At 64.2% G+C, this 24,412-nt stretch carries 24 protein-coding genes; 9 read left to right on the plus strand and 15 right to left on the minus strand.

All coding sequences use genetic code 11. The features are described from left to right. Window positions 1-11: 11 nt before the first annotated feature. The 7 genes from phoU to ACWAT4_RS38155 all read right to left on the minus strand — a co-directional run bounded on the left by phoU (window position 12) and on the right by ACWAT4_RS38155 (window position 7,094). The gene (phoU, locus tag ACWAT4_RS38125) at window positions 12-728 is read right to left on the minus strand and encodes a phosphate signaling complex protein PhoU (protein WP_212302857.1); all 717 of its coding nucleotides are present in this window, start codon (window positions 726-728) and stop codon (window positions 12-14) included. 11 nt (window positions 729-739) lie between these two features. Further along, the gene (pstB, locus tag ACWAT4_RS38130; protein WP_212302859.1) at window positions 740-1,561 is read right to left on the minus strand and encodes a phosphate ABC transporter ATP-binding protein PstB; all 822 of its coding nucleotides are present in this window, start codon (window positions 1,559-1,561) and stop codon (window positions 740-742) included. Beyond that, window positions 1,558-2,403: a phosphate ABC transporter permease PstA gene (pstA, locus tag ACWAT4_RS38135; RefSeq protein WP_212302861.1), complete on the minus strand. Its 846-nt coding sequence runs from the start codon at window positions 2,401-2,403 to the stop codon at window positions 1,558-1,560. The genes pstB and pstA overlap by 4 nt, the downstream gene beginning before the upstream one ends. A gap of 1 nt (window position 2,404) precedes the next feature. Continuing rightward, complete coding sequence (gene pstC / locus ACWAT4_RS38140; protein WP_212302909.1) at window positions 2,405-3,394, minus strand: phosphate ABC transporter permease subunit PstC; 990 nt, start codon at window positions 3,392-3,394, stop codon at window positions 2,405-2,407. A 151-nt stretch (window positions 3,395-3,545) separates the two neighbouring features. Further along, window positions 3,546-4,559 (minus strand): phosphate ABC transporter substrate-binding protein PstS, encoded by a 1,014-nt coding sequence (gene pstS, locus ACWAT4_RS38145; RefSeq protein ID WP_212302862.1) that lies wholly within the window; start codon window positions 4,557-4,559, stop codon window positions 3,546-3,548. A gap of 150 nt (window positions 4,560-4,709) precedes the next feature. Then, window positions 4,710-6,002, minus strand: coding sequence for an ATP-binding protein (locus ACWAT4_RS38150; RefSeq protein WP_449729464.1), 1,293 nt, complete (start codon window positions 6,000-6,002; stop codon window positions 4,710-4,712). A 33-nt stretch (window positions 6,003-6,035) separates the two neighbouring features. Continuing rightward, on the minus strand, window positions 6,036-7,094 hold the full coding sequence (locus tag ACWAT4_RS38155; protein ID WP_212302866.1) for a lysylphosphatidylglycerol synthase domain-containing protein: 1,059 nt from the start codon (window positions 7,092-7,094) through the stop codon (window positions 6,036-6,038). A gap of 413 nt (window positions 7,095-7,507) precedes the next feature. On the opposite strand from ACWAT4_RS38155, the gene ACWAT4_RS38160 reads away from it, so the two are divergent. Continuing rightward, the gene (locus ACWAT4_RS38160; RefSeq protein ID WP_212447000.1) at window positions 7,508-7,942 is read left to right on the plus strand and encodes a hypothetical protein; all 435 of its coding nucleotides are present in this window, start codon (window positions 7,508-7,510) and stop codon (window positions 7,940-7,942) included. Window positions 7,943-8,066: 124 nt separating this feature from the next. Here ACWAT4_RS38160 and ACWAT4_RS38165 read toward each other — a convergent pair whose 3' ends face one another. Then, entirely contained in the window at window positions 8,067-8,363 is a 297-nt protein-coding gene (locus ACWAT4_RS38165; RefSeq protein ID WP_212302911.1) for a hypothetical protein, read from the minus strand. Between the two features lie 2 nt (window positions 8,364-8,365). Next, complete coding sequence (locus ACWAT4_RS38170; protein ID WP_212424399.1) at window positions 8,366-9,760, minus strand: OmpA family protein; 1,395 nt, start codon at window positions 9,758-9,760, stop codon at window positions 8,366-8,368. A 166-nt stretch (window positions 9,761-9,926) separates the two neighbouring features. Here ACWAT4_RS38170 and ACWAT4_RS38175 point away from each other — a divergent pair, with 166 nt between their 5' ends. Together ACWAT4_RS38175 and ACWAT4_RS38180 are read left to right on the plus strand one after the other, a co-directional pair. Beyond that, window positions 9,927-10,985, plus strand: coding sequence for a polysaccharide deacetylase family protein (locus ACWAT4_RS38175; protein ID WP_449729465.1), 1,059 nt, complete (start codon window positions 9,927-9,929; stop codon window positions 10,983-10,985). 52 nt (window positions 10,986-11,037) lie between these two features. Further along, window positions 11,038-11,838: an SDR family oxidoreductase gene (locus tag ACWAT4_RS38180; RefSeq protein ID WP_449729466.1), complete on the plus strand. Its 801-nt coding sequence runs from the start codon at window positions 11,038-11,040 to the stop codon at window positions 11,836-11,838. Window positions 11,839-12,048: 210 nt separating this feature from the next. Here ACWAT4_RS38180 and boxB read toward each other — a convergent pair whose 3' ends face one another. From boxB to ACWAT4_RS38200, 4 genes are all read right to left on the minus strand, one after another. Next, window positions 12,049-13,500, minus strand: coding sequence for a benzoyl-CoA 2,3-epoxidase subunit BoxB (gene boxB / locus ACWAT4_RS38185; RefSeq protein WP_449729467.1), 1,452 nt, complete (start codon window positions 13,498-13,500; stop codon window positions 12,049-12,051). A 93-nt stretch (window positions 13,501-13,593) separates the two neighbouring features. Beyond that, window positions 13,594-15,282 carry a 2,3-epoxybenzoyl-CoA dihydrolase gene (gene boxC, locus ACWAT4_RS38190; RefSeq protein ID WP_212302875.1) on the minus strand — a complete coding sequence of 563 codons (1,689 nt, stop codon included), beginning with the start codon at window positions 15,280-15,282 and terminating at the stop codon, window positions 13,594-13,596. 144 nt (window positions 15,283-15,426) lie between these two features. Then, window positions 15,427-16,239, minus strand: coding sequence for an alpha/beta fold hydrolase (locus tag ACWAT4_RS38195; RefSeq protein ID WP_449729468.1), 813 nt, complete (start codon window positions 16,237-16,239; stop codon window positions 15,427-15,429). A gap of 151 nt (window positions 16,240-16,390) precedes the next feature. Next, window positions 16,391-17,932, minus strand: a complete 1,542-nt coding sequence (locus ACWAT4_RS38200; protein WP_212302878.1) for a benzoate-CoA ligase family protein — start codon at window positions 17,930-17,932, stop codon at window positions 16,391-16,393. Between the two features lie 121 nt (window positions 17,933-18,053). On the opposite strand from ACWAT4_RS38200, the gene ACWAT4_RS38205 reads away from it, so the two are divergent. Together ACWAT4_RS38205 and ACWAT4_RS38210 are read left to right on the plus strand one after the other, a co-directional pair. Further along, complete coding sequence (locus ACWAT4_RS38205; protein WP_212302880.1) at window positions 18,054-18,962, plus strand: helix-turn-helix transcriptional regulator; 909 nt, start codon at window positions 18,054-18,056, stop codon at window positions 18,960-18,962. A 2-nt stretch (window positions 18,963-18,964) separates the two neighbouring features. Next, entirely contained in the window at window positions 18,965-19,357 is a 393-nt protein-coding gene (locus ACWAT4_RS38210) for a group II truncated hemoglobin (RefSeq protein WP_212302881.1), read from the plus strand. A gap of 86 nt (window positions 19,358-19,443) precedes the next feature. Here the strand turns inward: ACWAT4_RS38210 and ACWAT4_RS38215 are convergent, their stop codons facing one another. Both ACWAT4_RS38215 and ACWAT4_RS38220 read right to left on the minus strand, forming a co-directional pair. Continuing rightward, the gene (locus tag ACWAT4_RS38215) at window positions 19,444-19,776 is read right to left on the minus strand and encodes a PRC-barrel domain-containing protein (RefSeq protein WP_212302884.1); all 333 of its coding nucleotides are present in this window, start codon (window positions 19,774-19,776) and stop codon (window positions 19,444-19,446) included. A 75-nt stretch (window positions 19,777-19,851) separates the two neighbouring features. After that, window positions 19,852-20,637 (minus strand): IclR family transcriptional regulator domain-containing protein, encoded by a 786-nt coding sequence (locus ACWAT4_RS38220; protein WP_212302885.1) that lies wholly within the window; start codon window positions 20,635-20,637, stop codon window positions 19,852-19,854. Window positions 20,638-20,832: 195 nt separating this feature from the next. Here ACWAT4_RS38220 and ACWAT4_RS38225 point away from each other — a divergent pair, with 195 nt between their 5' ends. The 4 genes from ACWAT4_RS38225 (at window position 20,833) to ACWAT4_RS38240 (ending at window position 24,396) form a co-directional block, all read left to right on the plus strand. Next, window positions 20,833-22,191 (plus strand): aromatic ring-hydroxylating dioxygenase subunit alpha, encoded by a 1,359-nt coding sequence (locus tag ACWAT4_RS38225; protein ID WP_212302887.1) that lies wholly within the window; start codon window positions 20,833-20,835, stop codon window positions 22,189-22,191. Window positions 22,192-22,316: 125 nt separating this feature from the next. Continuing rightward, window positions 22,317-23,753, plus strand: coding sequence for a glutamine synthetase family protein (locus tag ACWAT4_RS38230; RefSeq protein WP_212446991.1), 1,437 nt, complete (start codon window positions 22,317-22,319; stop codon window positions 23,751-23,753). A gap of 21 nt (window positions 23,754-23,774) precedes the next feature. After that, a complete protein-coding gene (locus tag ACWAT4_RS38235) occupies window positions 23,775-23,996 on the plus strand; it encodes a hypothetical protein (protein WP_212303407.1) in 222 nt (73 codons plus the stop codon). A 46-nt stretch (window positions 23,997-24,042) separates the two neighbouring features. Then, a complete protein-coding gene (locus ACWAT4_RS38240) occupies window positions 24,043-24,396 on the plus strand; it encodes a hypothetical protein (protein ID WP_212303406.1) in 354 nt (117 codons plus the stop codon). Window positions 24,397-24,412: the final 16 nt, after the last annotated feature.

A 24,412-nucleotide genomic window follows, 5' to 3' on the forward strand; every position in this document is an offset into this window, starting at 1 on the left:
TCCTTGCGTAATCAGGTGTTCGGGACCGTCGTGGCGAACGTCGTCATGTCGCCCTTCGGCCGCTTATCGGTGATGGCCTGGCCTTCGATCATGTAGAACACGGTCTCGGCAATGTTGGTGGCGTGGTCGCCGATCCGCTCGATGTTCTTGGCGCAGAACATCAGATGGATGCAAAACGAGATATTGCGCGGATCTTCCATCATGTAGGTGAGGAGCTCGCGGAACAGCGAGGTGCAGATGGCATCGACCTCCTCGTCGCCCTTCCACACCGCCATCGCCGCCGGCAGGTCATGCGCGGCATAGGCGTCCAGCACCGACTTGACCTGCTGCTGCACGAGGTCGGTCATGTGCTCGAGGCCGCGGAACAGCTTGAGCGGATGGAAATCCGTCTCCAGCGCCGCGACGCGCTTGCCCATGTTCTTGGCGAGATCGCCGATCCGCTCGAGATCGGTCGCAACCCGCATCGCGCCGACGATCTCCCGAAGATCGACCGCCATCGGCTGGCGGCGCGCGATGGTGAGCACGGCGCGCTCCTCGATCTTCTTCTGCAGCGTATCAAGCTCGGCGTCGATGGTGACCACGCGCTGGCCGAGCGCGACGTCGCGGCGGATCAGCGCGTCGACGGAGTCGACGATCATGCGCTCGGCGATGCCGCCCATCTCGGCGACCAGGCGGGTGAGCTCCTGGAGGTCGGTGTCGAAGGCTTTTGCGGTATGTTCAGAACCCATGTCCTGTCTCCTCAGCCGAACCGGCCGGTGATGTAATCCTGCGTGCGCCGGTCGGTCGGCGACGTGAAGATCTTGCTGGTGTCGTCGAACTCGATCAGCTCGCCGAGATACATGAAGGCGGTCTTGTCGGAGACGCGGGCCGCCTGCTGCATGTTGTGGGTCACGATCGCGATCGTGTAGTTCTCGGACAGTTCCTGGATCAGCTCCTCGACCTTGGCGGTCGAGATCGGGTCGAGCGCCGAGCAGGGCTCGTCGAACAGGATCACCTCGGGGCGCACCGCGACGGTGCGGGCGATGCAGAGGCGCTGCTGCTGGCCGCCGGAGAGCGACAGGCCGGAAGCGTTGAGCTTGTCCTTGACCTCGTTCCACAGCGCGCCGCCGCGCAGCGCCTTCTCGACGCGGTCGTCCATCTCGGACTTCGAGATCTTCTCGTAGAGACGAATGCCGAACGCGATGTTCTCGTAGATCGTCATCGGGAACGGCGTCGGCTTCTGGAACACCATGCCAACGCGGGCGCGCAGCAGGTTGAGATCCAGCTTGGGGTCGAGGATGTTGGTCTGGTCGAGCATGAGCTGACCGGTGACGCGCTGGCCCGGATAGAGATCGTACATCCGGTTGAAGATGCGCAGCAGGGTCGACTTGCCGCAACCCGACGGGCCGATGAACGCCGTGACCCGGTTGGTGCCGAGCGCCAGGTTGATGTTCTTCAGTGCGTGATGCTCGCCATAATAGAAGTTGAGGTTGCGCACCGTCACCTTGGCGGGCGCCTCCGGCAGCGGCTGCTGCGACGCCAAATGAGCATTCGAGCTCACGGATACGGACAGATCGGTCATTTTGCGGTCCTCTCGGCGCCGAGAATGCGCGCGCCAATGTTCAGGGCAAGCACGGTCAATGTGATCAGCAACGCGCCACTCCAGGCGAGCTGCTTCCAATAGGCGTAGGGGCTCTGGACGAAGTTGTTGATGGTGACCGGCAGGTTGGCCATGGTCTTGTTCAGGCCGAGGCTGAAGAACTGGTTCGACAGCGCGGTGAAGAGCAGCGGCGCGGTTTCACCGGCGACACGGGCGGTGGCGAGCAGCACGCCGGTGATGAGGCCGGAGCGCGCGGCGCGGTAGGCGATCCGCTTGATCACCAGCGAGCGCGGCAGGCCAAGCGCAGAGGCCGCCTCGCGCAGCGCGTTCGGCACCAGCAGCAGCATGTCCTCGGTCGTGCGCAGCACCACCGGGATCACGATGACCGCGAGCGCGAGCGAGCCTGCGATCGCCGAGAAGCCACGCATCGGCACCACCACCGCGCCGTAGATGAACAGGCCGATGATGATCGAGGGCGCCGAGAGCAGGATGTCGTTGATGAAGCGGATCACCGAGGTCAGCTTGTCGTTGCGGCCATACTCGGCGAGATAGGTGCCGGCGAACAGGCCGAGCGGCGCGCCGATGCCGACGCCGATCACGGTCATGATCAGCGAACCGACGATGGCGTTGCGCAGACCGCCTTCGGTCGAGCCCGGAGGCGGGGTATCAGCGGCGAAGAGCTCGAGGTTCAGGCCGGCCAGGCCGTTGTAGAGCAGCGTGATCAGGATCAGCGCGAGCCAGGTGACGCCGAAGGCGGCGGCACCGATGCAAAGCCCGCGGACGACGATGTCCTTGCGGCGGCGGCGTGCGTAAATCGGGTTCATGTTACTTCCCCGCCTTCTTTTCCAGACGCAGCAGCATCAGCCGGGCGCCTGCGAGCACGAAGAACGTCAACACGAACAGCAACAAGCCGAGCAGGATCAGGCCGGACTGGTGCAGGCCGTCGCTCTCGGCGAATTCGGAGGCGATCGCCGCCGAGATCGTGGTGCCCGGCGCGAAGATCGATGACGAGATGCGGAACGAGTTGCCGATGATGAACGTCACCGCCATGGTCTCGCCGAGGGCGCGGCCCAGCGCCAGCATGACGCCGCCGATGATGCCGACGCGGGTGTAGGGGATCACCACGCTGCGCACCACTTCCCAGGTGGTGCAGCCGACGCCATAGGCGGCCTCTTTCAGCACCGGCGGCACCGTCTTGAACACGTCGACCGAGATCGAGGTGATGAAGGGCAGCACCATGATCGCGAGGATCAGCGCGGCGTTGAACAGGCTGAGGTAAGACGGCGGACCTGCGAAGATTGCGCCGAGCACAGGGACGCCGTCGAAGATCTTGATCATGAAGGGCTGGAAGGTGTTGGCCAGGAACGGCCCCAGCACGAAGAAGCCCCACATGCCGTAGATGATCGAGGGAATGCCGGCGAGCAGCTCCACCGCCATGCCGATCGGGCGGCGCAGCCATTGCGGGCAGAGCTCGGTGAGGAAGATCGCAATGCCGAGACCGACGGGAATGGCGATCAGCATCGCGATGAAGGAGGTGACGAGCGTGCCATACATCGGTCCCAGCGCACCGAGCACGGGCGGATCGGCCGAGGGCGCCCAGCGTTGCGTCCACAGGAACGCGAAGCCATATTCCTTCATCGCCGGGAAGGCGCCGACGATCAGCGACAGGATGATGCCGCCGAGAATGAGAAGCACCGAGATCGCGGAAAGCCGCGTGATCCAGTAGAAGGTGACATCGCCGAGCTTGAACGCGCTCAAGGCTTTTGCGCGATCATACGGTCCGGCGTCGTCGATTACATCGCTCTGAACGGCCATCTCTGCCACGCCGATCCCCTGTACCAAGTCATATACGCTTTTTGTTGGTCTCGGGCCCCGGAAGCAGCACGAGGCTGATCCGGGGCCGAAAAGTCGTGAGGTCCGCGTTGCGGCCAAACTGGAGGCCGCACCGCGTCCGAAGAGAAAGCGCTTAGCTCTTGATCTCGGCAGCCCAGGTCTTCTCGATCAGCTGGACGACGCTGTCCGGCATCGGGATGTAGTCGAGCTCTTCGGCCGCCTTGCCGCCGTTCTTGAACGCCCAGCGGAAGAACTTGATGGCTTCCTGCGACGCCGCCTTGTCGGTGGCGTCCTTGTGCATGAGGATGAAGGTCGCCGCGGTGATCGGCCAGGACTTGTCGCCGGGCTGGTCGGTCAGGATGACGTAATAGCCGGGCGCCTTGGCCCAGTCGGCGTTGGAAGCGGCTGCCTGGAAGGCTTCGACGGTCGGCTGCACCGACTTGCCAGCCTTGTTGACGAGGCCGGTGTAGGTCAGCTTGTTCTGCTTGGCATAGGCATACTCGACGTAACCGATCGAGTTCTTGGTCTGGCTGATGTTGCCCGACACGCCTTCGTTGCCCTTGGCGCCGACGCCAACCGGCCACTCGACGGCGGTGCCCTCACCGACCTTGCTCTTCCAGTCGGCGCTGGCCTTGGAGAGGTAGTTGGTGAAGTTGAAGGTGGTGCCCGAACCGTCCGAACGGCGGACCACGGTGATCGCCTCCGACGGCAGCTTCACGTTCGGATTGAGCTTCTTGATCGCGGCATCGTCCCACTTGGTGATCTTGCCGAGATAGATGTTGGCGAGGGTCTCGCCGTCGAACACGAGCTCGCCAGCCTTGACGCCCTCGAGGTTGACGACGGGAACGATGGCACCCATCACCATCGGCCACTGCGCGAGGCCGTCCTTCTCGAGCTGCTCGGCCTTGAGCGGCGCATCGCTGGCGCCGAAGGTCACGGTCTTGGCCTGGATCTGCTTGATACCGCCGCCGGAACCGATCGACTGGTAGTTCAGGCCGTTGCCGGTCTCCTTTTTGTAGGCGTCAGCCCACTTCGAATAGATCGGGAACGGGAACGTCGCACCTGCGCCGGTGATATCGGCAGCAAACGCCGCCGTCGTCGTGGCGGCGACCAAGCCGGCAGCGACGATCGTTTTGATGAAATTCATGCTGGTCTCCATACAGGGGAGCGAAGCGCCATCCGCGCCCGATCGCGCTCCCCGCGCCGCCCCTTTAGGAGCGGTCGGCTGAGCTTTTACGAAGGTTTGGTGACAGTCGGATGACACAACCAAGCGATTGAAATCGCTTGCGTTTTCTGATTAAACTAAAGTCTTAGCCGGGGGAAAACAGGCGGTGAAGGTGGCGCCCTGCTTGGGCACGCTTTCGATCAAAAGACGGCCGCGGTGACGGTTAAGAATATGTTTCACCAGCGATAATCCGAGCCCGGTTCCACCCTGCGAGCGGCTGTCGCCGACGTCCACCCGGTAGAAGCGCTCGGTCAGGCGCGGCAGGTGCTCGGGTGCGATGCCGGGGCCGAAATCGCGCACCATGACCCTGATTTCCTGAGTTCCGTCAGGCGCCGGCGTCGTGGTCAGCGACACGATGACGCGGCCGCCGGAGGCGCCGTATTTGAGCGCGTTCTCGATCAGATTCTCGAACAGGCGCAGCAGCTCCTCGCGATCGCCGGCGATCATCACCGGGGTCTCCGGCAGATGGGTCTCGACCTCGACCTGGCGCTCGCGCGCCAGCGGCTCGAGCCCGTCGGCGACCTGGAAGATGATCGGCAGCAGGTCGACCAGCGTATCGGGCCGCACATGGGCCGACAGCTCCACCCGCGACAGCGACAGCAGATCGTCGATCAGGCGCGCCATGCGGGTCGCCTGATTATGCATGATGCCGAGGAAGCGCTCGCGCGCCTTGGGATCGTCCTTGGCCTGGCCCTGCAGCGTGTCGATGAAGCCGGACAGCGCCGCCAGCGGCGTGCGCAGTTCATGGCTGGCATTGGCGACGAAATCGGCGCGCATCTCCTCGACCCGACGCAGCGGCGTCTGATCGTGGAAGGTCATCAGCATGCATTTGTCCGCACCGCCGAAATTGGTCGGCACCGGCACCGGCGTGATGATCAGCTCCATCCAGCGATCGACCGGCACATGGTCGAGATAGGTCGCGCGCCGCGGCTCGGTGGTCGCAATGGATTCGCGCAGCGCCGTGATGATCTCCGGCGAGCGCAGCGCGAACTGGGCAAGCTCGTTCTTGCGCAACGCCGGCGCAAGCTGGGAGGCGGCGGCGTTGAGATGAATGACGCGGCCGGCACGGTCGAGCAGCACGGCCGGATCCGGCATGCCGGCGACAACAGCGGCCACCGCCGCGCTCTCGACCGGATTGACGCGCCTGACGTCCTCGCGTGAGGCAGCGGTATCATGCAGCCGCCACGGGATCAGTGCAGCCGCCGCGATGCAAAGGAATATGACCGCGGCGTTCAGCGCCGACAATTCGCCGAGGGAGACCACGATCGAGAGCGCCAGCGCAGCAGCGATCAGGATGATCGTCGAATGCCGCAGCCGATCGGACCAAGGCTGTGCGGGGGGAGAAGATGGGGCGTCGATCGCCATCGGGGCGGAACTTCTCCTAGGGGCTGGCGCCGGTCAGGCGCCGCTGCTGTCGCTGCGCTTTCTCACGTAAGCGGCTTCAGGCGGTGGGCCGGGATCGAGCTTGAGCGCCGCCTGCTGCAGGCGCTTCGATCGGGCGCCGATGATAACCTCGCGAAACGTCAGCAAGATTACAGAGATGACAAACGGGGAAAGATAATAGAGGACCCGGAACAGCAGCATGCCGCCGAGCAGCTCCTCGCGGTCCATCTGCCAGAGGCCGACCAGCATGGCGGCGTCGAACACCCCGAGCCCGCCGGGCGAATGGCTGGCGAAGCCGAGCAGCGTCGCCGAGACGAAAATGACTGCGACGACGACGAAGCCGAGATTGGGCTCGTCGGGGACCAGCACATACATCGCGAGCGCGCAGAAGCCGAGATCGATGATGCCGATCGCGATCTGGAGCAAGGTCAGCGGGCCGCCCGGCAGCACCACGGTCCAGGGGCCGCGTCCGACCACCCGCGGCTGGGTCCAGACCCAGACCACGTATCCGACCAGGGCGACGATGATCATCATCGCTATCGTCCGGTTCAGCCAGGGCGGCAACTGGTCGATCGAGGCGGCCGCCTCCGGATGATAGGAGATGCCGAGGCCGAGCACGGCAGCATTGCCGAGCCAAAAGGTGAGGCCGGCGAGGAAGCAGATCTTTGCGACGTCGATCGCGTTCAGCCCATAGGCCGAATAGATGCGGTAGCGCACCGCGCCGCCGGTGAAGACGCTGGCGCCGACATTGTGTCCGATCGAATAGCTGGTGAAGGCCGCAAGCGCATTGATGCGATAAGGCACGTGGGAATGGCCGATCGCGCGCACGGCGAACAGATCGTAGAATGTCAGCGTGAAATAGCCCGCGGCGACGAACAGCGCGGCCATCGCAATCTGGCGCGGCTCGGTGCTCTTGATCGCCTCGATCACCTCGTTCATGTCGATGCCGCGCAGCATGTGGTAGAGCACATAGCAAGCGATGCCGATGACCGCGACGCTGATCACAACTCCAAGCTTATGCAGGATTTGCTTCTGGCGCAGAAACGTCATCGCCCTGCGTATGGCTTCCAGCATCTAGACCTCGAATAACGCTTCAGCGGCCAGGGTGGCCGGCGAACAGGCGAACGACGCAGTGGCACTCAACGAACCCTCGCCGCCGGCTCCAGCATCGCGCATGCCCCCCGTCCCTCCACTAGCGCGTTTTGGGGCGGAGTGGAATTCGCCAATGTGAACAAAATCACGTGCCTTCAATATTTTAGGCAGCTTTGCGGGCTCCTGATGCACGGTTTGGCGCTTTCGGCGGCAAGGCTGACGCGAATCTCCATGGCAATCCTGCGCAGTCGCCGTGAAGTTTTGATGATTTCGGCCGGACAATGTTCCTTCACGGCTTAAGTCGAAATCAATCTATGGGCAGCGTCGGCCTGTTGAAAGAGGGGCCCCACGGGCCGGCTGGCCCATCCCGGGCGCCCTCCGGGGGGAGTAACGAGATGATCGTCTTGAGCGTTCCTCGGCCCTTGCACAACTACCTGTGGCTATCGCTCGACGGCCTATGGCGAGCCAGCTTGCAATCGGCGAGGTTTTCGGCGGACGAGGCAGTCGCCCCCGGGCAGCCGTCAAGTCAGCCAGGCATTTTGCGTGATACTTTGCATGATAAAGGGAAAACCATGAAGCTTCTGCTCGGTGCCGCCATCGCGGTCATCGTTCTTGCCACCACTCCCGCCGGCGCCAGAGAGCGCAACGACAGTCCTCATTCGCAGGCCTGCATGGCCAAAAACGGCTTCACTCTCGACATGTGGCGTGCGCACTCCGCGGGCACTGACGCGCAAGTGCTGCGGTATATCCAGTGCCGGGATGGCGTGTCCGCGGCGCAGGCCAAGGCCATCGGCATTCGCGACCACAATTTCAGTGCCGGCTTCCGCTGAGCACGTCGCGCCAGGAAATGTCCCGTCCGCGCGTGACGGGACAGCTCGCTGCATGACTCGCGGATGTTGAATTTGGAGCTTGATGCCTGCCGGATGCCGGTCCCGGCATATGGCCAGGAAACCGTCAGGCCGCAGGCTGGCTGCGCGAGACGACCCAATAGCGCAGCCACGCCCCGATGGTGCAGCCGACGAGGTAGCAGGCGAACAGGACCAGGCCGAGATCGAGCCAGTAGCCGAAGCGGCCCGGGACAACATGCGCGAAGGAGGCCCCGACCAGGCCCGCCGCGAGTGCGGCGAGCCAGCGCGCCGTGACCTTCGAGGTGCCATTGCCGCGCTGGACCACGGAGATCCAGCCCATGCAGAAGCCCAACAGGACCGCGCCGATCAACCAGCCCATGTGGAACGAGACGAGATAGGGCATCATCACCTCACCAGAAATTCGATGCGGCGGTTTTGCGCCTTGCCGTCGTCGGTGTCGTTGCCGGCGACGGGCTGCGTGGCGCCATAGCCGACCGCGGTGAAACGATCCGCCGGCAGGCCGGCCTTGACCAGATAGTCGATCACCGCCTGCGCGCGCTTCTCGGAGAGCGCCTGGTTGAAGGAGTCCTCGCCGTCGGCATCGGTATGGCCGGCGACCTCGATATTGGTGGTCGGGCAGCGCAGCGCGGTCTCGATCAGATGATCGAGAATGCCGGCGGAGTCAGGATCGATGTCGGCGCGCTTGGTTGCGAAGCGGATCTTGCCCTTGGCCAAAAGCTCCGAGAACAACTGCTGGCAGACGGTGCCGTCGACCGGCCCCGCCGCGGGCTTCACGGTGATTTCAGGCTTGTATTGCCAGTTCTTTGGAAAATCCTTGCCGAGGCCGGCGCGGATGTCGTTGGCAGCGCCTTCGTACAGCGCATCGCCCGACAGCTTCACCTCGCGATCGGACACCACGAGCGTGCCGGTCGACAGCCGCGACAACGCACCGAGTGCAGCGACCACGGCGGTGTTGAACGAGCCGGGCGCGCCAATGCTGGCCTTGAGGCTGTCGACCACCTTCTCGGTGAAGAACTTTCGCGACGCGCTGGTCGCGATCGAGGCGTGGACGTTGTTGTCAGGTACGTAGCCGGTCAGCGTCACCGTGGCCGCGACCGGATCCTTGTAGGCCTGGAAGATGTAAGGCGGCGCCTTGATCTCGTTGGCGGCGATCGAAAATCCTTCAGGCAGATTCTTCAGCGCCGCCGCGATCGCCTCGCGCCCACCGAGGTCGCGCGCCATGCCGGACAGACTGACCTTGGTGTCTGTTATCGTGATCTTGCCGTCCTTCAGCTTGCCGATCTGGTCGAGCAGCAGCATGGCTGCGGCCTCGAACCGCGCCGGTGCACCGCGCGCCAGGCCCATCTGATCGGCGACCTCGGTCCCGTTGACCTCCTTGCGCGCGGCGTCCGTCAGCCGCACCTTCATCGACGGCAGCGGCGCGGAGCCCGACAGCGTGACCCGCACCACGTCGCGCTCGGCGTTCCAGACGAAGGGTTTGGCTTCGGGAACAAGGCGGGTCTGGTCGTCGACCAGCCGTACGCCGGGAACCATCTCGACCGCCGTCACGGCGTCGCGGCGGCCCTCCTCGGAAAATGCATCCGCCGCCAGGCGGACGTCACGGCCGTCGACCGCGATCCGGGTCTTGTCCAGGACGGTCTCCTTGAGCGCGGCCGAGCTGCGGGCCGACAGGTCTGCCTCGACCGGCAAGGTATTATTCCAGGCCGCAAATCCCCACATGACGGCCAGGGGAATCAGCCCTGGCCACCATTTGCTGGCCCACCTGAAAAGCATCTGCATTCGACGACCCGAACTCTGGAACCGGAGACAAAACAAACCCTTGGCAGGCTGTCAAACCGGAAATGGGGCCGTTTCGGGGGCCGTGCGTGGACAATTGGAATAACTTTTTCTTCAAGGGTCATTCCGTAAGTTGAGGGCGGAATGCCCTGGGGTCCGCCAGCCGGTCATGAAACAACTCCGTAACAACGTCATTCGCGCCGGGCTGGGTGCACTATACTTCAGCGGGGCGCACCATCTGCTGCGTCCGCTGCTGTCGGGCGTCGGCGCGATCTTCATGCTGCACCACGTGCGGCCGGCCCGTGAGGGTGCGTTCCAGCCGAACCGGCATCTGGAGGTCACCCCCGATTTCCTGCGCGCAGCGCTGTGCCATCTGCGCTCGCGCGAGATCGACATCGTCAGCATGGACGAACTGCACGACCGGCTGGTGCAGGGCCGGTTCGATCGCCGCTTCGCGGCCATCACCCTCGACGACGGCTACCGCGACAACCGGGACCATGCCCTACCGGTGCTGCGCGAATTCGACGCGCCGGCGGCCATCTACGTCGCCAGCGACTTCGCCGAAGGCACCGGGCGGCTGTGGTGGACCGCGCTGGAGGCCGTCATCGCCAAGGCCGAGCAGGTCGACGTGCAGATCGGCCACTCCGCGCTGCGGCTCGACACGACGAATCCGGCCGCGAAGCAGGCGGCCTTCGACCGTCTGCATGACTGGCTGCGGGCGCTGCCGGGCGAGTACGATTTGAAGCGGGAGATCGAGGCACTTTGCGCCGCGCATGGTGTCGACATGGGCGCGTTGTGCCGCAGCCTCTGTCTGTCCTGGGACGAGGTGAAACGCCTCGCCGCCGATCCGCTGGTCACGATCGGCGCCCATAGCATCAGCCATTGCAACCTCGCCAAGCAGAGCGAGGCGATCGCCACGCAGGAGATGGCCGTGAGCCGGGCGCGGATCGAGAACGCGCTGGAGCGCGAGGTGCTGCATCTCGCCTACCCCTATGGCGACCGCGAAGCCGCAGGAATGCGCGAATTCGCGCTGGCCGCGTCCGCCGGCTTCAAGACCGCGGTGACGACACGCCCTGGCATGCTGTTCGCCGAGAACGCCGGCCACATGACCGCGCTGCCGCGCGTCTCGCTCAACGGAAATTACCAGGACGCGCGCATCTTGCCGGTGCTGACCTCGGGCGCCGCGACCGCGATGTGGAACGGCTTCCGCCGGATCGCGGCGGCATAGTTGACTCCCCTCCCCGCGGCGCTCAAAACGTCGCCAACCCAAGGGAGGCACCATGTCCAACGATCTGTTTTCGCTCAAAGGCCGCATCGCACTCGTGACCGGCGGCTCGCGCGGCATCGGCAAAATGATCGCGGCAGGATTTCTCGGTGCAGGAGCTGCGAAAGTCTATATCACCGCGCGCAAGGCAGGCCCCTGCGAAGCGACCGCGAAAGAGCTCTCGGCGCAACATGACGGCGAATGCATCGCGCTGCCGATCGACATCTCGACCGTCGAAGGCTGCGACAAGCTCGCCGGCGAAATCATCAAGCTCGAGCCGAAGCTCGACATCCTCGTCAACAATGCAGGAGCCGCCTGGGGCGCGGAGTTCGACGAATTCCCCGAAAGCGGCTGGGACAAGGTGATGGACCTCAACGTCAAGTCGCTGTTCTTCCTGACCAAGGCGTTGGCGAAGCCGCTGCGCGCGGCGGCGTCGCACGAGCGGCCCGCCAAGGTCATCAACATCGCCTCCGTCGACGGCATCTTCGTCAATCCGAGCGAGACCTATTCCTATGCGGCGAGCAAGGCCGCGGTGATCCATCTGACGCGGCGCATGGCGACGAAGCTGATCAAGGACAACATCAATGTCACCGCGATCGCGCCGGGCGCGTTCAAGTCCGACATGAACCGCGCCGCGCGCGACCACGCAGACGACGTCGCCAAGCGCATTCCGTCGCGGCGCATCGGCACCGACGAGGACATGGCGGGCGTTGCGATCTTTCTCGCCTCGCGCGCGGGCGATTACGTGGTGGGCAACACCATCGCGGTCGATGGCGGCGTGGTGTATGCGAATGCGGGGCTGGAGATCGCGGGGTAGGCGACGCTAACTGAAAGGCACGTTATACGCGGCGCATTCGATCCGCTCCCTCGCCCCGCTCTTGCGGGGCCGCGACGAGCTTCGCTCGCGCTGAGAGGGTTGGGGTGAGGGGCCTCTCTCCCCACCCGAGATAGACGTGAGACCTGTACCCCCTCACCCGCCGCGCTTTGCGCGTCGATCTCTCCCCGCAAGCGGGGAGAGGTAAGAAGCCTACGACTCGATCTTCACGTACTCGAAATCACCCGGCTTGTTGTCGATGCCGACCTTGGGCGGCGAAATCCACGACGCGAACTTGCCGGTCTCGGTCACCGGCTGCATCAGCGAGGTGATGAAGTCGCCGTCGGCGATCGAGGGCAGCCACTCGTCCTTGCGCTTCGCCCAGGTGGCATCATCGATCAAGATGCCGTCGGGCGTGGCCTGGATATCCTTGAACTCGCCGATATGGCGATGGAAGGCGACGTTCGGCAGCTTGAGCTGGAAGTCGTAGCCTGCGGTCGAGATCACCTTGTTCCAGCGCAGCATGCCCTTGACGCAATCCTGGCTGTAATCGTCGCGCAGGCGCATGTTGAGCGCGGTCAGCGCCGGCTCGTCGACCAGCTGGATCTCGCCGTTGATGAACTTCAGCACCGGATACGTGGCGTTCTTGAGCTGGTGGTCGTCGTCGATCTGGGTCTCGTGGTAGCGGCCCTTGATGCCGGTGTTGAAGGCGTTGGCCGCATTGGTCGAGACCTCCGAGCCGAAGAGATCAAGCGACAGCGTATAGTGCAGGTTCAGCTTCTTCTGGATGGTCGGAAGATCGATCACGCCGAGCGCGCGAACTTTTGCGATATCGGTGGGATCGGTGATGCCGGCCTCGCGCATCGCGTCACACGTGCGCTGCACGACGCGGGTGATGCCGGTCTCGCCGACGAACATGTGGTGCGCTTCCTCGGTCAGCATGAAGCGGCAGGTGCGCGACAGCGGATCGAAACCGGACTGCGCGAGCGAGTGCAGTTGCATCTTGCCGTCGCGATCGGTGAAGTAGGTGAACATGAAGAAGGACAGCCAGTCCGGCGTCGCCTCGTTGAAGGCGCCGAGCATGCGCGGGGCATCGGCATCGCCGGAGCGGCGGCGCAGCAAATCGTCGGCTTCCTCGCGGCCGTCGCGGCCAAAATACTTCTGCAGCAGATAGACCATCGCCCAGAGGTGACGGCCTTCCTCGACATTCACCTGGAACAGATTGCGCATGTCGTAGAGCGAGGGCGCGGTCTTGCCGAGATGACGCTGCTGCTCGACCGAGGCCGGCTCGGTGTCGCCCTGGATCACGATCAGACGGCGCAGCAAGGCGCGATATTCGCCCGGGACTTCCTGCCAGGCCGGCTCACCATAATGCTCACCGAAGGGAACGACCCGGTTCTCTTCCTGCGGCGCAAGCAAAATGCCCCAGCGATATTCGGGCATGCGGACGTAATCGAACTTGGCCCAGCCGCGCGGATCGACGGAGTAAGCGGTGCGCAGATACACCAGCGATTCCTGGAAGCCCTCGGGGCCCATGTCGCTCCACCAGTCCATATAGCCGGGATGCCAGCCTTCCAGCGCTTTCAGCACCTGGCGGTCTTCAGCGAGATTCACGTTGTTCGGAATCTTGGTCGAGTAGTCGACGTTCATGATGTTCATGTTCATGGTGGACCTCCCGTTGGGGACTAGCTCGTTTAATGAGGCGAATGGCGAGTAGCGAGTGAAAACTCCTATTCGCCATTCGCCACTCCCTATTCGCTAGACTCGCGTCATATCGAATTTCGGCTTCTGGCCGCTGCCGTAGCGGCGCAGCGCGCCTTCCTCGCCGACCGCGTTGGGGCGCTGGAAGATCCAGTTCTGCCAGGCTGTCAGGCGCGCGAAGATCTTCGATTCCATCGTCTCGGGGCCGACGAAGCGCAGGCTGGCTTCCATGCCGGTGAGGCTGTCGGGCGAGAAGCTGGCGCGCTCTTCCAGGAACACGCGGACCTCGTCGTCCCAATCGATGTCATCGAGCGCGAAGGTGACGAGGCCGAGCTCTTCCGCCTGCTCGGCGTCGAGCGCGGTGCCGAGCGTGGCTTCCGCGCGCTCCACATCCGCTGGATCGGCCTGGAAGCGCGATTCCAGCCGCGTCAGGCCGTGGCTCATCGGATAGGGGCCGAAATTCATCGCGGAGAGTTCGATCGACGGCGGCGGACGGTTGTCCCCCTGGCGCGTGCCGATCAGCATGTAGGAGCGGTCGGCCGCGAAGACGAGCTCGGCGAGCGTGCCGGCAAAGCAGGAGCCGGGCTCGACCAGCGTCACCAGCGTGCGCGAGGTGACGTCGATGCGCTTGAGCACGCGCTTCCAGTAGTGGCGGATCTCGTTGACCAGCCAATGCGACTTGTTGGCTTCGAGGAAGGCATCGCTGGCGAGCACATGGGCGCGGTCGCCATGGCTCTTGAACACCAGCATGGCGATCTCGAGCTCGTTGATGCGCAGGTGCAGGATGGCGTCGTCGAGCTCGCGCGCGACCTGCAACGGCCAGAACGACGCGCCCTGCGCCATCATGCCGTCGATGTCTGCGGGCGGCGCCGTTTCCGGCGCCTTGATCGAGATGGTGGCGATGCGGGCGGCGCGGTCGATGTCGACGGTAACGAAGCCATAGCGGATGCTGGTTTCGTCGATCGTCCGCTTCAGCGGCGAGAGCGCGATGCCCTTGCCGTTGCCGGCGCGCTTCGAGGCAGCCGCGAACTCCTTGGCGCGCTCGATGATCTTCGCTTCCAGCTTGGAGTTCGGCGCGATCTCGTCGACCAGACGCCACTGCACCGCGCGCTTGCCCTTCACGCCTTCCTCGATGGTGCAGAAGAAGTCGGCGTGATCGCGGCGCACCTTGCGCTTGTCGACGACACGGGTGAGGCCGCCAGTGCCCGGCAGCACGGCGAGCAGCGGCACTTCCGGTAGCGCCACGGCAGACGCGCCGTCGTCGGCGAGGATGATATGGTCGGTGGCGAGCGCGAGCTCATAGCCGCCGCCGGCGGCCGAGCCGTTCACGACGGTGATGAAACGCTGGCCGGAATTCTCGGACGAATCCTCCATGCCGTTGCGGGTCTCGTTGGTGAATTTGCAGAAGTTCACCTTGTGCGCATGGGTCGAGCCCGCGAGCATGCGGATGTTGGCGCCGGCGCAGAACACGCGGTTCTTGGCCGAGCGCATCACCACGACTTTCACCTCGGGGTGCTCGAAGCGCAGCCGCTGGACCACGTCGGCCAGCTCGATGTCGACGCCGAGATCGTAGGAATTGAGCTTGAGCAGATAGCCCTCGAACAGGCCGCCATTCTCGTCGACATCCATGGTCAGCGTCGCGACGTCACCGTCGACCGCCAGCTTCCAGTGCTTGTAGCGGGACGGTTCGGTCTGGAAATCGATGAATGTCGCGCCGCCTGCGAGGCGCCGATCTTCCCCGGCCATGGGCCACCCTTGAGCTCGTCTTGGTTTAAGCGTTAGATGCACAATAGTGCATCTTGTGAGAGGCGTCTAGCCCAAATCTTGGCCTAACATGCACTTTGCTTCATCTGAGCGACAGCCGGTCGCAACCACGCCGCCCTCTACGCGTCACGCAGCGTGGAGACCTCGATCATCCTGCAAGGCGGCCTTTGCAAATTGCGCGATTGCCTCGAGCGTTGGCGCCGGGGCCTCACGTTGAGGAGAATGTCCCGCGCCTGGAATGATCGTCACATCGACCGGGCAATAACATTCCTCCTGCGCGATCTTGACCTGACGCAGCGTCCCGTATTGGTCGTCCCCGCCTTGCACGATCAGGACGGGAACGCGGATGTAGGCCAGATACTCCGAGATATCCCAGTCGCGGAATGCCGGGTCGAGCCAGGCGCCGTTCCAGCCGTAGAAGGCGTTGTCGACGTCCTTGTGCCAGCGCGCGAGCTTTACCTTGAGATCGGTCGTCTCATACGTCGTCTTGATCTCGGCGATCGACTTCACCGAGACGTCCTCGACGATGAAATGCGGTGCGATCAGCGTGATGCCTTGCAGGCGATTGTCCTGATGTGCGCCGGCATAGATCGCCGCGATCGAGGCGCCGTCGGAATGGCCGAGCAACAGGCCGCGCTTGAAAGGAATCGCATCGAGCACCTTCGGCAATACGTCGAGCGCTTCGCGTTGCATGTAGTCGAGCGGCCGCGGCAGCGTGACCGAGCTCGATTGGCCGTAGCCCGCGCGCGAATAGACGAAGATGCCGGCGCCGGTCGCCTGCTGCAGCTTTTCAGGAAAGTCGTTCCACAGACCGACGGAGCCAAGGCCTTCGTGCAGCATGACGATGGTGGGGGCGTCGGGGGCCGGCGGCGCAAGCCATTTGTATTCGAGGCGGGCCGTGCCGATGCTGAGGAAGCCGGCGGGGGTGAGGCTGGTCATGCTGTCGTTCCCGTTCATTTCCGTCATTCCGGACGGATCGCAACGCGAGCCGATCCGGAATCTCGATATTGCAGTCCATGGCTCGAGATTCTCAGGTGCGCGAGTGCGCACCGTAGTTCGCGCTTCGCACGCCCCGGAATGACGAGGCCGCTCAATTCGCGCCCTCGCGCAGTTTGAACCGCTGGATCTTTCCCGTTGCCGTCTTCGGCAGTGACTCCACCACGTCGATCCAGCGCGGATATTTCCACGGGCCGATCTTCTGCTTGACGTGCTCTTTCAGCATTTCCTGAAGGTCGTTCGTCTTCACACCCGGGCGCAGCACGACGAACGCTTTCGGCTTCAAGAGCCCCTCCGGATCGGCTTCGGGCACGACGGCAGCCTCCAGCACGGCCGGATGCGTGATCAGCGCGCTCTCGACCTCGAACGGCGAGACCCAGATGCCGGAGACCTTGAACATGTCGTCGGCGCGGCCGCAGAAGGTGTAGCGTCCCTCGGTGTCGCGGACATATTTGTCACCGGTGCGGGTCCACGGGCCCTCGAACGTGCGGCGGCTCTTGTGGCGCTGGTTCCAGTAGCCCTCGCCGGCGGAGGGGGCATCGACCAGGAGCTCGCCGACCTCGCCATCGGCGACGTCCTGACCGGCCTCGTTGACGAGCCGCACCGCATAGCCCGGCACCGGCTTGCCGGAGGAGCCGTATTTGATGTCGCCCGGCGCGTTCGACAGGAAGATGTGCAAGAGCTCGGTCGAGCCGACGCCGTCGAGGATGTCGACGCCGAAGCGCGATTTCCAGCTGTTGCCGACGGATTCCGGCAGCGCCTCACCGGCCGAGGTGCAGATGCGCAAGGACTTGCCGCCGCGCTCACTCTTCATCGCTTCGTCATTCAGCATCGCCGCAAACAGCGTCGGCACGCCGTAGAAGATCGACGGATTGTAGCGGTTCATCAGGTCGAACATGCGCGGCGGCGTCGGGCGTTCGCTATTGAGGATCACGCTTGCGCCGACCGACATCGGAAACGTCAATGCATTGCCGAGGCCATAAGCGAAGAACAGTTTTGCTGCGGACAGGCACACGTCGCTCTCGCGGATGCCGAGCACTTGTTTCGCATAGGTATCGGCGGTCGCCTGCATGTTGGAATGAATGTGGCGCACGCCCTTGGGCATGCCGGTCGAGCCCGACGAATAGAGCCAGAACGCCGGCTCGTCCGGATGCGTCGCGGCCGTTGTGAACTGGTCGCTCTCGCCCGCGAGCTCCTCCGCGAGCTGCTTGTGCCCGTTCTGCTTGGCGCCGGACACCACGACGTGCTCAAGATCAGGCATGCGGCCGACCACGTCCTTGATGACGGGATAGAGCGCCTCGGAGACGAACAGCACGCGGGCGCGGCAGTCGGCGAGGATGTAGGCGTATTGGTCCGCGGTCAGCAGCGTGTTCAGCGGCACCGGCACGACGCCGGCGCGGATCGCGCCCAAAAACACGACCGGGAAATCGACCGTATCCAGCATGATCATCGCCACGCGTTCCTCGCGGCGGACGCCGAGCCGGCGCAGCATGTTGGCGGCGCGCCGGGTCTCACGCTGGAGCTCGCCATAGCTGAGCCGCGAGACGGTGTCGTCGAAGGCGAGCTTGCCTTCCCGGCCCTCCTCGACGTTACGGTCGAGCAGCCAGGTCACCGCGTTGTAGGATCCCTCGCTCACGGTCGTCTCCCCTGAATTTAGAATTATAATTCATAGAAAGACATTGTGACAGCTTGCTGTCAATGCCAGCAGGCACTATGTTTCATTAAAACGCGCCGCAGGACCCCTGTAAAGAAGACTCATGACCGACAGTCCCGACGCCGAATCCCACTTTCTCGAACAACTCGGGCAGCGCGTGCGCACCATGCGCGCGCTGCGCGGCATGTCGCGCAAGGTGCTCGCCAAAGTATCAGGAATTTCGGAGCGCTACATCGCGCAGCTCGAGAGCGGCAAGGGCAATGTCTCCATCGTGCTGCTGCGCCGCGTCTCCGACGCGATGGGCGCGCATCTCGAAGATCTGCTCCCCTCCGCCGATCCGACACCGGACTGGCAGATGTTTCGCGATCTCCTCCGCAAGGCGACACCGGGCCAGATTGCCCAAGCAAAAGACCTGCTCGCCGGCGGCAGCGCAACTGCGCCGCGGCGCGCGCCGTTCTGCGGCATCGCGCTGATCGGCCTGCGCGGCGCCGGCAAATCCACGCTTGGGCGCATGCTGGCGAAGAAGATCGGCTGGAGCTTTGTCGAGCTCAACAAGGAGATCGAGCAGCAGAACGGCCTCTCGGTCGCCGAGATCATCGCGCTCTACGGCCAGGAAGGTTTTCGCCGCCTGGAGCAGGCCGCGCTGCAGCAGCTGCTTGCACGCAACGAACTGATGGTGCTGGCGACCGGCGGCGGCATCGTCTCCGAGCCGCTGACCTTCGACCAGATCCTGACCTCGTTCTACACGATCTGGCTGAAGGCCGAGCCCGAAGAGCACATGGCCCGCGTCCGCCGCCAGGGCGATCTCCGCCCGATGGCGGATGACCGCTCCGCGATGGCCGAATTGCGCAACATCCTGCTCAGCCGCGAACCGCTTTACGCACGTGCAACGGCGGTCGTGGATACGGCAGGGCTCAGCGTCGATGCGGCCGCTGCGCGACTGATCGATGCGGTGCGGCCGGTGCTGCAGAACGAGGCGCGCAGCTTTGGGCTGCGCAGTGTAGCGCTGTAGAGATGACCGACAGCGACGTCACCACCTCCATGTTCGAGCGGATCGGCGGCAGTGCCACGATCGACCGTCTGGTCGACAGCTTTTACGACCGCATGGACTCGCTGCCGGAAGCGAAGATCATCCGCGCGATGCATGCCGACGACCTCGGCCTGATCAGGGACGTGCTGAAGCGCTATCTGACGGAATGGACCGGCGGCCCAAAGCTCTACACCCCCGAGAAAGGCCATCCCCGATTGCGGCAGCGGCATATCGGCTTTGCCATCGGCGATGCCGAACGCGACTCGTGGATGGCTTGCATGCGCGGCGCGATGGAAGAGACCATCACGGATAGCGCCGCGCGGCAGGACCTCGATCGCGCGATATCAGGCCTCGCCGACTGGATGCGCAACCGGTAGCGCCCGGCGCCGATGAGCGGAGGATATCGCGGGCACGACAGGGCGTGCGAGGCGGCGCGGGAGCGCGACGAATGAAATTCGACCGCCTAGATCGACCAATAATTCGGATGCTGGTAAGACCGCGAGCGGTCGCCCCAGTCGAACTCATCGCCATCGACCTCGCAGGGGCCGCTGCTCAATTGCTCCGGCGTCAGTTCGACCTGGAAGGCCTGACGTCCCGGATCATATTTCAGCGCGCTCCATTGCACGGGGTAGTGGTGGTGGGCACCGAATGGCCTGCCGGTCTTGATCACCGCATAGGCAACCGTTCCGCTCACCTTGTCGAGCATCAATCGCTCGATCGTGCCGAGCTTGGTGCCGTCACAACCATAGACGGCGACGTGCTCCACGCGATCACTGGGAACCATGGTGTGTTGCATGGCGTGCTCCCTGGTGTTGTGTAGGTACATTATAGCACAATAGCACAGACGCCGACGTTGGGGGATTGGCGTCAACTACAGCAATTGCGAGCGCACCGCCTCCGCCCCCTCCCGCAACAGCGGCAGGAAGCGGTCGATCAATTCCTGCGCCGGCACGCGGTCGACATGGGCACCCATGTTGATGGCGGCGACGATCACGTCGTCGTAGCGGCGCACGGGCACGGAGATAGAGCGGAAATGCGGCTCGGCTTCGCGATCGACCAGCGAATAGCCCTGCGATCTATCAGCCGCAATGTGCGCGAGCAGCGTCTTCGGGTCGGTCACCGTCTGCGGCGTCAGCGCCTCACGCCTCGTCTTCTTCAGGCGGACAAGCAGATCGGCGTCGTCGAACTGACCGAGCATGGCGCGGCCGACCGAGGTGCAGAACGCCGGCAGCCGGTAGCCGATCTCCAATCCACCGGAGAACATGCGCGCCGGGCTGCTGCGGGCGATGAACACGACATCGTCGCCGTCGAGCACCGCGAGCGAGGAGATTTCGTTCGCCGCGGTTGCGACGCGATCGAGCACCGGTTGCAGCACCGCGACGAGCTGGTTCGAACGCAAATAGGACGCCGCCAGCGTCAGCACATGCGGGGTCAGCGAAAACAGCTTGCCGTCACCGGAGACGAAACCGCCACGCTGAAGCGTGAACAGCATGCGCCGCGCAGTGGCGCGCGGCAGATCGGCGGCGCGGGCGAGATCGCTCAGCGTCATCGGGCCTGCACTGGTGCCGAAGCACTGCAGCAGACGCAGGCCACGATCGAGGGCCTCGACGAAATCCGTCGCACGCTCGTCAGTCTCGCTCCGCTTCAGCTTTGGCATGATCCCCGGGACAATCCTGCAAAATAGCGCTTGCTGCCGATCCAAGGCATGTCATAATTCGCCCATTCGTTCAATAGGCGAACGCAACTCGTTAGGCAGGCACGCTCGTGGTCCCCCTCGCCCCGCTTGCGGGGAGAGGCGAAGAGCGCACCGGCTCTCGACTTGCATGTTCGAGCAAGGAAGGACGCGACCGCCATGATGAGCCAGGAGCAGAACGACCTGATCACCCGCACCGGGCCGAAAGACCCGTGCGGCAGACTGATGCGGAGCTACTGGCAACCCGCGGCCCTAGTCGACGAGCTCCAGGGCGAGCGGCCGATCCGTCCCGTAAAATTGCTCGGCGAGAACCTGGTGCTGTTTCGCGACGAGACCGGGCGTTACGGCCTGATCGATCGCCATTGCGCGCATCGCGGCGCCGACCTCGCCTTTGGTCGGCTCGAACATGGCGGCCTGCGCTGCGCTTTCCACGGCTGGCTGTTCGACGCCACCGGCCAATGCATCGAGACGCCAGCCGAGCCGAAGGACTCAAAGCTCTGCCAGAACATCCGCCAGCGCTCCTATCCCGTGGTGGAGAAGAGCGGCATCCTCTGGGCCTATCTCGGCGAGGGCAAGCCGCCAGCCTTCCCGGAAATCGATTGCTTCGTCGCGCCCGGCACACACACCTTTGCCTTCAAGGGCCACATGGCCTGCAACTGGCTGCAGGCGCTGGAGGTCGGCATCGATCCCGCGCACGCCTCCTATCTGCACCGCTTCTTCGAGGACGAGGACACCTCCACCGCTTACGGCAAGCAATTCCGGGGCGCATCCGCGGGAAGCGATTTGCCGATGACAAAGATCCTGCGCGAATACGACCGCCCGATCATCAATGTCGAGCACACCGAATACGGCCTGCGGCTGATCGCGCTGCGCGAGATCGACGAGGAGCGCACCCATGTGCGCGTCACCAACCAGCTCTTCCCGCATGGCTTCGTCATCCCGATGAGCACGGAGATGACGATCACGCAGTGGCACGTGCCGGTCGATGACGAGAACTGCTACTGGTACGCGATCTTCACCAGCTATTCCAACCCGGTCGACAAGCAGAAGATGCGCGACCAGCGGCTCGAGCTCTATGAGCTGCCGGATTACAAGTCGCGCAAGAACAAAGCCAACGATTACGGTTTCGACCCGCACGAGCAGCAGACCGCGACCTATACCGGCATGGGCAACGACATCAACGTCCACGACCAGTGGGCGGTGGAATCGATGGGCGCGATCCAGGACCGCACCAAGGAGCATCTCGGGTCGAGCGACAAGGCGATCGTGCAATACCGCCGCCTGCTGCGGCAGGAGATCGAGAAGGTCGGCGGCGGCGAAAAGCCGATGCTGTTCCTGGACGCGGCCAATGCGCGCAGCATTCAGGGACCGGCAACCATGGACGGCATCGGCCCGACGCGCGGCTGGGAGACCTACTGGATGGAGATCGACGTCAAGCGCCGCCGCGGCGCGCCATGGACCGCGCCGGTGCCGAAGGAGATTGCCGATAATGTGCATCGGCTGACGGCGGCGGAGTGACGTTTGTGCGCCGCTCCCGTAGGGTGAGCAAAGGCGCAGCGCGCCGTGCCCACCATTTCTCCGTGGATACAGATCGTGGGCACGCTTCGCTTTGCCCACCCTACGGCAGTTGAGGGAGTTGCAAAGTGACTTTCGTCGCGCGTCATGCGCTGTGGTCGGATGAGCAGAAGGACGCGGCCGCGCGCATGCGCCGTCTCGTCGAGGACAGGAATCTCGAGGTCATCCGCCTGGCCTTTCCCGACCAGCACGGCATCTTGCGTGGCAAGACCATCATCGCCTCCGAAGCGATTGCCTCGTTGGAGAACGGCTGCTCCATCACTACCACCATGCTCGCCAAGGACACCTCGCACCGCACGGTGTTTCCGGTGTTCACCGCGGGCGGCGGCTTCGGCATGAAGGAGATGGAGGGTGCGGCCGACGTGCTGATGGTCGCCGATCCCACCACGTTTCGCGTCTTGCCGTGGGCGCCGGCGACCGGCTGGGTGCTGTGCGACCTCTATTTCAATGACGGCCGCCCGGTGCCGTTCGCGACGCGCGGGCTCTATCGCAAGGTGCTCGACGAGCTCGGCCGCCACGGCCACGATTTTGTTGCGGGCCTCGAGGTCGAATTCCACATCTTCAAGCTCGACGACCCCCATATGCGCCCCGAGGACGCCGGCCAACCGGGCACCCCGCCCTCGGTGAGTCTGCTGTCTCACGGCTATCAATATCTCACTGAGCAGCGCTTCGATCAGATGGAGCCGGTGCTGGAGATCCTGCGCCGCGATATCGTCGCGCTCGGGCTGCCGCTGCGCTCGGTCGAGGTGGAGTTTGGGCCGAGCCAGTGCGAATTCACCTTCGCGCCGAAGAAGGGCCTGGAGCCCGCCGACAACATGGTGCTGTTTCGCTCTGCCGTGAAGCAGATCGCCCGCCGCCACGGCTATCACGCCACCTTCATGTGCCGGCCAAAGCTACCGAACCTGTTCGCGAGCGGCTGGCACCTGCATCAATCGATCGTCTCGCGCGCGAGCGGTGACAATCTTTTCATGGCGAAAGAGGCCGGCCAGCCGCTCAGCGAATTTGGCCGCGCCTATCTCGCCGGCCTGCTCGATCACGCCCGTGCGGCCACCGTGTTCACGACGCCGACCATCAATGGCTACAAGCGCTACCGCTCCTATTCGCTGGCGCCCGACCGCGCGATCTGGGGCCGCGACAATCGCGGCGTGATGATCCGCGTGCTCGGCGGCGCCGGCGATGCCGCCACCCGCCTGGAAAACCGGGTCGGGGAGCCCGCCGCCAATCCCTATCTCTACATGGCCGCGCAGATCCTCGCCGGCCTCGACGGCGTCGACCGCAAGCTCGATCCCGGCCCCTCGGCCGACACGCCCTACGAGACCAAGGCCCCGCTGCTGCCGAAGTCGTTGCGGGATGCGGTCTCCGCGCTGAAGGACGATCCGTTCTTCCGCGAAAAGTTCGGCGCGGAGTTCGTGGACTATTACACCCACATCAAGAACGCCGAGATCGACCGCTTCCTGGCGGAGGTGACCGACTGGGAGCATCGCGAATATTTTGAGATGTTTTGAGGGAGACCGCCTCACGGCGCTGTGAGGCGACTTCATGCCATCTGTTCCGACGACATCACGCCGGTCTTCGACGAAGCCATTTTCCTGCGCCACGAAAACCGCGTGAAAGGCGCGAGGTTTATTGTTGTCTCCCATGATCAACAGTGGAGTTCGATCATGTTGGGTCAATTGTTCAGCCTGATCTATCGCCTGTCCTGCCGGGCTACCCTGCTCGAGATCGGCACCCACCGCCTCGCCCGCTGACGGCGCGCAAGTCAGGTCAGACGGACTGACCAAAGGGAGGGTTTCCATGCGCAAGCTGATCCTGATCGCGACGTTGTCGCTGCTGGCAGGTCAAGCCTATGCCGGCGGTTCACGCAGCCTGAGCCTGGCTGCAACCAACGCGAGCCAGGCGACCGAGCAGCCGGCAACTCAGGCCCCGCCGCAAGCAACGCAGGCTCCGACCACAACGCCGCAGGCGAATGTCCAGACGGCGACCACCACACCAGCGTCAAGCCAGCCGGCAGCTCCAGCACAAGCCGCAACAGTGCCGGCCGCGACGCCCGCACAGACGACCGCGGAGACCGCCAAGCCGAAGCACCGCCAGCCGTCCACCGAGGCACGCGTGATCCGCGAATTGCATCGGCACGGGATTTATTGGTGAGAGACCGGTGTCGTCC

The organism is Bradyrhizobium sp. T-1 (assembly GCF_053592855.1).

Excerpts from the sequence above, each read along its gene's own strand:
- ACWAT4_RS38155 (WP_212302866.1), bottom strand. The coding sequence starts at position 7,094 with ATGCTGGAAGCCATACGCAGGGCGATGACGTTTCTGCGCCAGAAGCAA.
- ACWAT4_RS38175 (WP_449729465.1), top strand. The coding sequence starts at position 9,927 with ATGAAACAACTCCGTAACAACGTCATTCGCGCCGGGCTGGGTGCACTA.
- ACWAT4_RS38225 (WP_212302887.1), top strand. The coding sequence starts at position 20,833 with ATGATGAGCCAGGAGCAGAACGACCTGATCACCCGCACCGGGCCGAAA.
- phoU (WP_212302857.1), bottom strand. The coding sequence starts at position 728 with ATGGGTTCTGAACATACCGCAAAAGCCTTCGACACCGACCTCCAGGAG.
- boxC (WP_212302875.1), bottom strand. The coding sequence starts at position 15,282 with ATGGCCGGGGAAGATCGGCGCCTCGCAGGCGGCGCGACATTCATCGAT.
- ACWAT4_RS38170 (WP_212424399.1), bottom strand. The coding sequence starts at position 9,760 with ATGCAGATGCTTTTCAGGTGGGCCAGCAAATGGTGGCCAGGGCTGATT.
- pstS (WP_212302862.1), bottom strand. The coding sequence starts at position 4,559 with ATGAATTTCATCAAAACGATCGTCGCTGCCGGCTTGGTCGCCGCCACG.
- pstC (WP_212302909.1), bottom strand. The coding sequence starts at position 3,394 with ATGGCCGTTCAGAGCGATGTAATCGACGACGCCGGACCGTATGATCGC.
- boxB (WP_449729467.1), bottom strand. The coding sequence starts at position 13,500 with ATGAACATGAACATCATGAACGTCGACTACTCGACCAAGATTCCGAAC.
- ACWAT4_RS38205 (WP_212302880.1), top strand. The coding sequence starts at position 18,054 with ATGACCGACAGTCCCGACGCCGAATCCCACTTTCTCGAACAACTCGGG.
- ACWAT4_RS38210 (WP_212302881.1), top strand. The coding sequence starts at position 18,965 with ATGACCGACAGCGACGTCACCACCTCCATGTTCGAGCGGATCGGCGGC.
- ACWAT4_RS38220 (WP_212302885.1), bottom strand. The coding sequence starts at position 20,637 with ATGCCAAAGCTGAAGCGGAGCGAGACTGACGAGCGTGCGACGGATTTC.
- ACWAT4_RS38215 (WP_212302884.1), bottom strand. The coding sequence starts at position 19,776 with ATGCAACACACCATGGTTCCCAGTGATCGCGTGGAGCACGTCGCCGTC.
- ACWAT4_RS38165 (WP_212302911.1), bottom strand. The coding sequence starts at position 8,363 with ATGCCCTATCTCGTCTCGTTCCACATGGGCTGGTTGATCGGCGCGGTC.
- ACWAT4_RS38160 (WP_212447000.1), top strand. The coding sequence starts at position 7,508 with ATGATCGTCTTGAGCGTTCCTCGGCCCTTGCACAACTACCTGTGGCTA.
- ACWAT4_RS38150 (WP_449729464.1), bottom strand. The coding sequence starts at position 6,002 with ATGGCGATCGACGCCCCATCTTCTCCCCCCGCACAGCCTTGGTCCGAT.
- ACWAT4_RS38240 (WP_212303406.1), top strand. The coding sequence starts at position 24,043 with ATGCGCAAGCTGATCCTGATCGCGACGTTGTCGCTGCTGGCAGGTCAA.
- pstB (WP_212302859.1), bottom strand. The coding sequence starts at position 1,561 with ATGACCGATCTGTCCGTATCCGTGAGCTCGAATGCTCATTTGGCGTCG.
- ACWAT4_RS38195 (WP_449729468.1), bottom strand. The coding sequence starts at position 16,239 with ATGACCAGCCTCACCCCCGCCGGCTTCCTCAGCATCGGCACGGCCCGC.
- pstA (WP_212302861.1), bottom strand. The coding sequence starts at position 2,403 with ATGAACCCGATTTACGCACGCCGCCGCCGCAAGGACATCGTCGTCCGC.
- ACWAT4_RS38180 (WP_449729466.1), top strand. The coding sequence starts at position 11,038 with ATGTCCAACGATCTGTTTTCGCTCAAAGGCCGCATCGCACTCGTGACC.